We start from the raw sequence: 9,380 nt of genomic DNA on the forward strand, positions 1-9,380 counted from the left end.
CCTGGACGCAGGTGATTACCTGCTCGACGTGGGTTGTGGCTGGGGCGGGCTGTCGCGTTTTGCCGCCAGGGAGTATGGCGCCAAAGTGTTTGGTATCACCTTGAGCAAGGAGCAACTGAAGCTCGGTCGCCAGCGCGTCAAGGCCGAGGGCCTGAGCGACAAGGTTGACCTGCAGATTCTCGACTACCGCGACCTGCCGCAGGACGGGCGCTTCGACAAGGTGGTCAGTGTCGGCATGTTCGAACATGTCGGGCATGCCAACCTGGCGCTGTACTGCCAGAAACTGTTCGGGGCGGTGAGGGCAGGGGGGCTGGTGATGAACCACGGTATCACCGCCAAGCATGTCGACGGCCGACCTGTCGGCCGTGGTGCAGGAGAGTTCATCGACCGCTACGTGTTTCCCCACGGCGAGTTGCCTCACCTTTCGATGATCAGCGCCAGTATCTGTGAAGCGGGGCTGGAGGTCGTGGACGTGGAAAGCCTGCGTCTGCACTACGCAAAGACCCTGCACCACTGGAGCGAGAACCTGGAGAACCAGCTGCACAGGGCGGCGAAACTGGTGCCCGATCATACCTTGCGTATCTGGCGCCTGTACCTGGCTGGGTGTGCCTATGCGTTCCAGAAGGGCTGGATCAACCTCCACCAGATCCTGGCCGTGAAGCCATACGCAGATGGACACCATGACCTGCCTTGGACCCGCGAGGACCTCTATCGCTGAATCATGAAGCGAGCTGGCTCCCCTGCAGGAGTGGGTGAACCCGCTCTTGCAGCGCCTACCTCGGGGTGGATTTGCCCGTCACAGAATCGGCGAAATCAACCGGGCAATGCGCATCCCCAATTGCTGCAGCCGATGAGTGTCGAGACTGTCCTCCGCAGTAATTTCCCTGGCCTGTTCGAAGTCATTGACTAGCATGTGCTCGACCTGGTCAGCGAACCCGCGGTCGACTGTCAGCAGGGTGATCTCGAAGTTCAGGCGGAACGAACGGTTGTCCAGGTTGGCACTGCCGATTGCGCTGACATCATCATCCACCAGCACCACTTTCTGGTGCAGGAACCCCGGCTGGTAGCGGAACATGCGCACACCTGCACGCACTGCTTCGAAGGCGAACAGGCTGGAGGCGGCGTAGACGATGCGGTGATCTGGCCGCGACGGAATCAGCACCCGTACATCTACTCCACGCAGAACCGCCAGGCGCAGGGCGGCGAATACAGCCTCGTCCGGGATGAAGTAGGGGCTGGTTATCCATACCCTTCGAGTCGCGGAATGGATTGCTTCGAGGAAAAATAGCGCGCAGGTTTCCTGTGGGTCGGCTGGGCCGCTGGCCAGCACCTGGCACAGCACGCCATTGTCCGGGTAGGCATCGGGCAGTATCAGCGGTGGAAGCTGGCGCGCGGCCCAGTACCAGTCTTCGGCGAACGACTCCTGCAGGCAAGCCAGGACCGGCCCGCTGATCTGTACATGGGTATCACGCCAAGGCGAAAGCTGTGGGTGTTCGCCCAGGTATTCGTCACCCACATTGTGCCCGCCGAGGAAACCCAGCACGCCGTCCACCACCACGATCTTGCGATGGTTGCGGAAGTTCACCTGGAAGCGATTGAACCAGCCGCGACGGGTGGCGAAGGCATGGATCTGCACGCCACCTTCTCGCAATACCTGGCTGTAGCTTGCCGGCAAGGCATGGCTGCCCACCCGGTCGTAGAGCACGAACACCTGCACCCCTTCGGCCGCTTTGCGTAACAGCAGTTGCTGAAGTGCCTTGCCGAGGGTGTCGTCGTGGATGATGAAGAACTGCACCATCACCACCTCGCGGGCTTTCTCGATCGCCGCAAAGATCGCGTCGAAGGTGGCCTTGCCGTCGATCAGCAGCTTCACCTGATTGTTCGCCAGGCACGGCATGCGCCCCAGCTTGGGCATGGCGCGCAGGGCCGCGTAGCTCTCAGACTCACGGGCAGTAAGGGCTTCTTCCACCCAAGGTCGCCAGTTGAGGTTGGCCATGGCTACATGCATTTCCTGGTTGGCCTGGCGCCGCGCCTTGATGTAGGCATAGAAGGACCGGGCACCGAAGACCAGGTAGGGGATCAGGGTAAGGTAGGGAATGAAGAACAAAGGCATGGCCCAGGCAATCGCGCCTTGGGCAGTGCGCACGGTGAACAGCGCGTGCAGCGCGGCGACCATACCCAGCAGATGGATCAGGCCGAGTAGGTAACCGAGGAAGTAAGGGCTGTGGTAATCCATATGCATCCTGCTTGGCCGAGTACACTTGAGGTAACAGAACACGTTCCCCCGCCACCTTGCAACCCGCAGGTGGATTTAGCGTCTAAGCCTCAGCCCGGCGCACTTCGCCGGTTTTTTCCAGGAGCGTTCGTCCATGAAGATTCGTCTGCCACTGTTGGCGTTGGCCCTGGGCATGAGCAGCACGCTTGTGCATGCACAGATGCTGCAGCCAGGTTTGTGGGAGCTGACCACCAGCAACATGCAGGTCGATGGCAAACCGTTACCCGACATGGGGTTCATGCTCGGCCAGTTAAAAAATTTGCCGCCGGAGCAGCGTGCGATGATGGAGGGGGTGTTGGCAAAACAGGGGGTTACCGTCGGGGGTAACGGGGTGCGTTCGTGCCTTACCCCAGAGCAGGTGGCAACCAACGATATTCCGCTGCAGGACCCCAAGTCAGGTTGCACGCAAAAAATCACTGACCGTACCGGTAATGTCTGGAAGTTCGAGTTCAGCTGCCCCAAGGCTCAGGGCAGCGGCCAGGCCACCTTCCTCAGCGATCGAGAATTCACTACCCAGGTCAATGGCACGTTCAACGCGTCGGGTGTGCAGCAGCAAGGTAGCATGAACACCCGTGCGGTATGGCTGGGCAGCGACTGCGGTACGGTCAAGCCTCGCAGCTGACATCCCACTGCCACTGACTTGTGGCGACAGCGTCGTGGGCATGCAGGCTTTCTGCATGTTCCACACGCAACCTGAAAGCGGTGCTCCATTCCAGTTGCTTTACCGCATTGTGCAGGCGGCGTGCGGCATCTTCACAAAACATCAGGTTCTGGCCGTTGGCCAAGGCGAACGCTTGCTCGTCAGCGCGTTTCACCGCAGTTTGGACCGCGGTTCCCAGGCTCGCCTCCACGCAATCAATCAATTCGGTGATTGGCAGCACTGTCTGATTACTCCGCAATCGCACCTGAATTTTCGCAGTACTTCGCTGGCTATGGGGGGTAGCCAGGATGCCTTGGGCGCTGCCTAGCCACTCCAGTACCGAAGCTTTGTTGATCTGCTGCTGGCTGAAACTGGCTTGGAACTGTTGCTGAATCAGCTGTCGCGCAAGCGCCGCCGAGCACGGGCAGGTCGATGAATAAGGAACAGAAACCAATAGTTCCACGTGGAACATTTCATTTTGGATCCTCGCATCGACGGTTACGTCGTAACTTTTCCAGCCTGCAAGCGGGCTGACCAATGCAGGCCTTTTCAACAGATGCTCGAAGCTGAGGCGTAGATACGCGGCAGAAGACAGGCCCTCATGGCTGCTCATGAAGTCAGCCAGAAGTTGGCGGATTGCGAGGGGCGTCAGTGGCTGATTCGCCAATGACTCAAGAGCCAGGTACAGCCGCGACATGTGGATCCCACGTGAGCTGCCGTCTATCAGGTTTACGCCAGCATCGGCTTTGGCCGCCGTGCTGCGCCCATCGAATTGCACTGGCAGCGCTATGCCGCACATACCCACCCAGTGCAATGACAGGGCTTGTTCTTGATGTTGTGCAGCGATGTCGGGGAGCTTGAGCTGGGTCATCGGGCTTTCCAAACGAAGAGAGGCATTAGCGGCAGCCGCCAATCAAACTGCAATGCAGGTTGTAGCGTTGTCCAGTGGAACTGGATACACGGTTGAGGGTGGTCCAGCCCACGCGACGGCTGTAACCCATCCAGGCCTCGCCATCGGTGGCAACGCCGGTGAAAAAGGTGAACATGCCGAAGCGGTTGTTGGTTTGGGCCCAAAGGCGCCGGCTGTTTACGTCGTAGCCACGCAGGTAGAACGTGGTGCCTTCGGTGCGCACGCTGTAGTAGTTGCCCTTGCCATCCTGGCAGGCCAGCAGCGTGGCGCTGCGTGTACACAGCGCCAACGCGCTGCCCTGTGGCATGGCTAAAAGCGAAGTGGGTATGCTGAACAGCAGCAGCACCACGGCGCGCGACACATTCATTTGTCATCCCCTGTGAGCACTCGTCCGTCGCGAATGGCTTGGCGAAATTGTATTGTTACTTTATAACATTGTGCAATGCATCATTTCGAATGCGCCCGCCTGAAGAGGTTCCGCCATGCCCAACCGTCTCCCCGTCACTGTTCTGTCCGGCTTTCTTGGGGCCGGCAAGAGCACTCTGCTCAACCACGTACTGCGTAATCGCGACAACCTGAGGGTGGCTGTGATCGTTAACGACATGAGCGAAATCAACATCGACGCAAGCGAGGTGCAACGCAATGTCAGCCTCAATCGTGCAGAAGAGAAACTGGTGGAGATGAGCAATGGCTGTATCTGCTGCACGTTGCGTGAGGACTTGCTCGAAGAAGTAGCGAAGCTGGCCGAAGAAGGGCGTTTCGATTATCTGCTGATCGAGTCCACAGGTATCTCGGAGCCACTGCCCGTGGCTGAGACCTTCACCTTTCGTGACGATCAGGGTCGGAGCCTGTCCGACATGGCGCGGCTGGACACCATGGTCACCGTGGTCGATGGGCTCAATTTCATGCGCGACTACCAGGCGGCGGAAAGCCTGGCCAGCCATGGCGAAACATTGGGCGAAGAAGATGAGCGGTCGATCAGTGACCTGTTGATCGAGCAGGTGGAGTTCGCCGATGTGCTGCTGTTGAGCAAAATTGATCTGATCAGCCAGCATGACCGCGATGAGCTGGTCGCAATTTTGCGCAGCCTGAATTCCCGGGCACAGATCATACCCATGGTACTGGGCCAGGTGCCGCTGGCGCGGATCCTGGATACCGGTCTGTTCGATTTCGACCAGGCTGCGCAAGCGCCCGGCTGGCTGCAAGAATTGCGCGGTGAGCATGTGCCGGAAAGTGAAGAGTACGGCATCGCAGCAACAGCTTGGCAGGCCCGCCGACCGCTTCATCCACAACGCTTTTTTGATTTTATCCACAAGCCTTGGAGCAATGGCCGGCTACTGCGTTCCAAGGGGTTTTTCTGGCTGGCCAGCAAGTATCAGGAAGCCGGCAGCTGGTCACAGGCAGGAGGCATGATGCGCCACGGTCTGGCCGGCCGTTGGTGGCGATTCGTGCCGCGCGAACAGTGGCCCCAGGATGTGGATAACACTGCGTCGATCTTGAAACACTGGGTCGCCGAGACCGGTGACTGCCGCCAGGAGCTTGTGTTCATTGGGCAAAATATCGACTTCCAGAAATTATCCACAGCCCTTGATGCCTGCTTGTTGACGGATGAAGAAATGCGTTTGGGCCATATGGCTTGGCTGCGTCTGCCCGATCCATTCGGCCCATGGCACGAAGAGGCGGCAGCATGAAACCGCACAAGCAGCCTGTGGATATCTTTCAGGTGTTCGGTGATACCCCACAGGTGCTCACCGAAGTGCTCCAGGATGGCATCAACCTGGCGGTGTGGCGCCGGCGCCTGCCGCCGCAATTGGAGGACTTTGCCGCATTGTTGGTCAGCCTTGGTCATCCATTGGATGACCAACGCGTAATCGATGTAGACGAGCAGCGCGTGCCGGTAATGCCCGATTTGTTGCGTGAAGCGGCGGACCTGCACGGCTATGAAGCTTTTGTTGCCGATGTGACCTGGCTGGTCGCGGCATACACCTGCCTGGTGGGCGCGCAGCGGGTCGGCTTGCGCCTTCGGCTGCTGGCCGGCCCGATGTGCCCCCGTTTCCATGTGGATAACGTGCCGTTGCGGTTGCTCACCACTTACTTGGGCCCGGGCAGCGAATGGTCGCCTGAGCATGCGACCCCGCGTGGGAAGTTACACACAGAAGATGTGCCTGTGGATAACATCCAGCAGCTGGATGCTGGCGACGTGGCCGTGGTCAAGGGCGAGAAATGGCAGGGCAACGAGGGCTCGGGGCTGGTGCACCGTTCACCCCCGGGCCAGCAGGGGCGGCTGCTGCTCAGCCTTGACTGGCTTGCCTGACGGCGCATAGTGAAGCATCACTCCCTTGAAGCCACCCCATGCTGCAGAACATTCCCACCCATGTAATCGCCGGCCCCCTTGGGGCTGGCAAAACCACCCTTATCCGTCAACTGCTGGCCCAGCGTCCGGCCAATGAGCGTTGGGCGGTATTGATCAATGAGTTCGGCCAGATAGGCCTGGATGCAGCTCTGCTCAGCCGTGACGAGGACGGCATCACCCTGAGCGAGGTCGCGGGGGGCTGCCTGTGCTGCGTCAACGGTATGCCGTTCCAGGTGGGCCTTGGCCGGCTCTTGCGCAAATCCCGCCCTGATCGGCTGTTTATCGAGCCCTCAGGCCTGGGTCATCCAGTGCAATTACTCGCTCAGCTGAATAAAGCTCCATGGCTCGGAGTGCTGACAATTCAGCCGTTGTTAGTGGTTTTGGATGCCCGGTCCATAGTTCGAAGTGAACCGATTCCGCAACCGCAGCTGGAGGCTATTGCTGCGGCTGAAAGTATAGTTTTCAACAAGTCTGAGCTTGTGGATGAAACATCTAAGCTGTTGATAACTAATAATTTTTATACCAAGAGCGTTCATTGGGTAGTGCAGGGGCGTCTCCCATTTGCGGCCCTTCCAGGGGTCTCTGCAAAGATTGTCGACACCCCTTCTGTGACTAATGGGATTGTCGACAATCTTGGAATAGTGCCCGCGGTGCTATGGACTGATCCCAGTCAGCCGATCTGTCTTGCCCAGCAGGGAGAGGGTGGATGGAGTATTGGTTGGCGCTGGCATCCGGCTCAGCAGTTTTATCCACAGCGGCTGCAGGCGTTCCTGGGCAATTGGCCGTGGATGCGCGCCAAAGGAGTTATCCACAGCGTGGACGGTTGGCAGTCGTTCAATGGCTTGGCGGGGGATATGCCAGCATGGCAACCCAGTGACTGGCGCAAGGACACTCGTATCGAGCTGATTTTTGCTCAGCCGCAATCGCAACCCGCATTACAAAAGGGGTTGAGCGATTGCCTCGTCAGCTGATCAATTGCGCCAGCGGTTGTGTTCCTGGCGCCACTGCTGCATCTCGATGACATTGTCGGTGCGCGGTGGAGTCTTGATTTCGAACGGGTAGGGTGCCAGTTCGATATGCACGCTATGGGCGCCAAACTGGGTCACGGTACCGGGGTGGCGTTGCTCGCCGGTGACGGTGAACTCGAAGGCGTAGATACGCGCCAGGCGCTTGCGGCCATTGGCATCACGCACTAAGCCGATGCGCTTGAGGGCGACGGCATCGTCGAGCAGTTCGAGGTCAAGCTTGGCGCAATGCTGTTTGACCCGCTCCAGGGCTTTTTCGCGCAACCCGTGGTTGTGCCATAACCAGGCGCCTGCCGACGCGACCAGCATCAGGACGAAGAGGTTCTCCAGGGTCAACATTTGCGTATGCTCCAAACAGGTAGATCCAGCTTAACTGCGTCCCTGGCCTGTCGTACAGGTGGCAATCGAGTTCATACTGCGTTGCGCACAATTCTTGAAACAGTTTTGGAAATCTCCGCATGAAACGTACCCCGCACCTGCTCGCCATTCAGTCCCATGTGGTGTTCGGCCACGCCGGCAACAGTGCCGCGGTGTTCCCCATGCAGCGTATCGGGGTCAATGTCTGGCCGCTCAATACCGTGCAGTTCTCCAACCACACTCAGTATGGCCAGTGGGCGGGCGAAGTGCTTGCCCCGGCGCAAATTCCTGCGTTGGTGCAAGGCATTTGCAACATCGGCGAGCTGGGCCACTGCGATGCGGTACTGTCCGGCTACCTGGGCAGTGCCGAGCAAGGACGGGCGATTCTGGCCGGCCTCGAACGGATAAAGGCGGTGAACCCGAAGGCGTTGTACATGTGCGACCCGGTCATGGGGCACCCTGAGAAGGGCTGCATCGTGCCGCCGGAGGTCAGCGAGTTCCTGCTTGATGAGGCCGTCGCGAGGGCGGACATCCTGTGCCCCAATCAGCTGGAGCTGGACAGCTTCTGTGGGCGCCGTGCGCAATCGCTGGAAGATTGCGTGAGCATGGCTCGCGGCCTGCTGCAGCGCGGGCCGCAGGTTGTGCTGGTGAAGCACCTGGCTTACCCAGGGCGTGCCACAGACCACTTCGAGATGCTGCTGGTAACGGCCGAGCACAGCTGGCATCTGCGCCGTCCGCTGCTGGCCTTCCCGCGGCAGCCGGTTGGGGTGGGGGACCTGACCTCAGGCCTGTTCCTGGCCCGTGTGCTGCTTGGCGATAGCTGGGTGCAGGCGTTTGAATTCACCGCCGCGGCCGTGCACGAGGTGCTGCTGGAAACCCAGGCCTGCGCCAGCTACGAATTGCAGCTGGTGCGGGCCCAGGACCGCATCGCGCACCCACGGGTGCGCTTCGAGGCGCAACCGCTGGCGCTTTAGATACCGTCGGTTTTCAAGTCCTGGTAGCGTTTTTCCAGCTCCTGGCGAATCTGCCGACGCTGCTGGCCTTGCAGGAACCGGCGCTTCTCCTCGCTGCTGTGCGGCTGGCGCGGGGGTACCGGCACCGGGCGACGGTTGTCATCAACCGCGACCATGGTGAAGAAGCAGCTATTGGAATGGCGCACCGAGCGCTCGCGGATGTTTTCGGTCACCACTTTGATGCCGACTTCCATCGATGTGTTGCCGGTGTAGTTGACCGACGCCAGGAAGGTCACCAGTTCGCCCACATGCACGGGTTCGCGGAAGATCACCTGGTCGACCGACAGCGTAACCACATAGCTGCCGGCATAGCGGCTGGCGCACGCATAAGCCACTTCGTCGAGGTACTTGAGCAGGGTGCCGCCATGTACGTTGCCAGAAAAGTTGGCCATGTCCGGGGTCATCAGGACGGTCATGCTCAGCTGGGCGTTTCCAGGTTCCATAGTGTGCTCACGGTCGGGTTGCGCTGAATCGGGCTTGTGGGGGTTGTACTCTGCAGACATTTCTTTCCCCTCTTTGAATTTGCCTTCCTGATACGGGACGTTGGCAGGCGCCGTGTCGTCACGCTGATGATGCCATCGGAGGCGCTTTAACGGCCGATCTGTTTCTGCATATTGCACCAGCTTTTTGCGGCGGGGTGCGATGTTAACCTGAGTACGCCCATGCAACATGGGCTTTCCCGCATTCAATACCGTGTGTACTTGCTGCTCGCTCGGGGTTGCCTTGGCAGAGGAGCGGTCTGCCCAGGCATCCAGACAAAGACGAGAAAAGGAGTATCACGCCATGCATGCCATCAGCTTTATCCAG

Annotated in this window: 11 protein-coding genes; 6 read left to right on the forward strand and 5 right to left on the reverse strand. The window is 59.5% G+C overall.

What is annotated here, in order from left to right:
* On the forward strand, nucleotides 1-718 hold a 718-nt coding region (locus HP547_RS23760), incomplete at its 5' end, for a class I SAM-dependent methyltransferase (protein WP_172287753.1).
* A 78-nt stretch (nucleotides 719-796) separates the two neighbouring features.
* Here HP547_RS23760 and cls read toward each other — a convergent pair.
* Entirely contained in the window at nucleotides 797-2,236 is a 1,440-nt protein-coding gene (cls, locus tag HP547_RS23765; RefSeq protein ID WP_172224812.1) for a cardiolipin synthase, read from the reverse strand.
* A 133-nt stretch (nucleotides 2,237-2,369) separates the two neighbouring features.
* Between cls and HP547_RS23770 the strand changes: the two genes are divergently transcribed.
* Nucleotides 2,370-2,897: a DUF3617 domain-containing protein gene (locus tag HP547_RS23770; RefSeq protein ID WP_172224815.1), complete on the forward strand. Its 528-nt coding sequence runs from the start codon at nucleotides 2,370-2,372 to the stop codon at nucleotides 2,895-2,897.
* On the opposite strand, the gene folE2 is transcribed toward HP547_RS23770, so the two are convergent.
* Together folE2 and HP547_RS23780 are read right to left on the reverse strand one after the other, a co-directional pair.
* The gene (folE2, locus tag HP547_RS23775) at nucleotides 2,881-3,786 is read right to left on the reverse strand and encodes a GTP cyclohydrolase FolE2 (protein WP_172287756.1); all 906 of its coding nucleotides are present in this window, start codon (nucleotides 3,784-3,786) and stop codon (nucleotides 2,881-2,883) included. The two genes, HP547_RS23770 and folE2, sit on opposite strands and share 17 nt — an antisense overlap.
* Nucleotides 3,787-3,811: 25 nt before the next feature.
* The gene (locus HP547_RS23780; RefSeq protein ID WP_172287758.1) at nucleotides 3,812-4,192 is read right to left on the reverse strand and encodes a glutamine synthetase; all 381 of its coding nucleotides are present in this window, start codon (nucleotides 4,190-4,192) and stop codon (nucleotides 3,812-3,814) included.
* Between the two features lie 115 nt (nucleotides 4,193-4,307).
* Between HP547_RS23780 and zigA the strand changes: the two genes are divergently transcribed.
* Genes zigA through HP547_RS23795 form a run of 3 tightly spaced genes read left to right on the forward strand, consistent with a single transcriptional unit; the run spans nucleotide 4,308 to nucleotide 7,149 of the window.
* The gene (gene zigA, locus HP547_RS23785) at nucleotides 4,308-5,516 is read left to right on the forward strand and encodes a zinc metallochaperone GTPase ZigA (protein WP_172287761.1); all 1,209 of its coding nucleotides are present in this window, start codon (nucleotides 4,308-4,310) and stop codon (nucleotides 5,514-5,516) included.
* A complete protein-coding gene (locus HP547_RS23790) occupies nucleotides 5,513-6,139 on the forward strand; it encodes a DUF1826 domain-containing protein (RefSeq protein WP_172287764.1) in 627 nt (208 codons plus the stop codon). The genes zigA and HP547_RS23790 overlap by 4 nt, the downstream gene beginning before the upstream one ends.
* A 38-nt stretch (nucleotides 6,140-6,177) precedes the next feature.
* Nucleotides 6,178-7,149 carry a GTP-binding protein gene (locus HP547_RS23795; RefSeq protein WP_172287766.1) on the forward strand — a complete coding sequence of 324 codons (972 nt, stop codon included), beginning with the start codon at nucleotides 6,178-6,180 and terminating at the stop codon, nucleotides 7,147-7,149.
* Here the strand turns inward: HP547_RS23795 and HP547_RS23800 are convergent, their stop codons facing one another.
* Nucleotides 7,150-7,542, reverse strand: coding sequence for a DUF3301 domain-containing protein (locus HP547_RS23800; protein WP_172224830.1), 393 nt, complete (start codon nucleotides 7,540-7,542; stop codon nucleotides 7,150-7,152).
* A 119-nt stretch (nucleotides 7,543-7,661) separates the two neighbouring features.
* On the opposite strand from HP547_RS23800, the gene pdxY reads away from it, so the two are divergent.
* Entirely contained in the window at nucleotides 7,662-8,534 is an 873-nt protein-coding gene (pdxY, locus tag HP547_RS23805) for a pyridoxal kinase PdxY (protein ID WP_172224833.1), read from the forward strand.
* Here the strand turns inward: pdxY and HP547_RS23810 are convergent.
* Nucleotides 8,531-9,016: an acyl-CoA thioesterase gene (locus HP547_RS23810; RefSeq protein WP_218583495.1), complete on the reverse strand. Its 486-nt coding sequence runs from the start codon at nucleotides 9,014-9,016 to the stop codon at nucleotides 8,531-8,533. The two genes, pdxY and HP547_RS23810, sit on opposite strands and share 4 nt — an antisense overlap.
* Nucleotides 9,017-9,380 lie beyond the last annotated feature (364 nt).

This window comes from Pseudomonas sp. CM27 (assembly GCF_013179515.1).
Lineage (GTDB): Bacteria > Pseudomonadota > Gammaproteobacteria > Pseudomonadales > Pseudomonadaceae > Aquipseudomonas.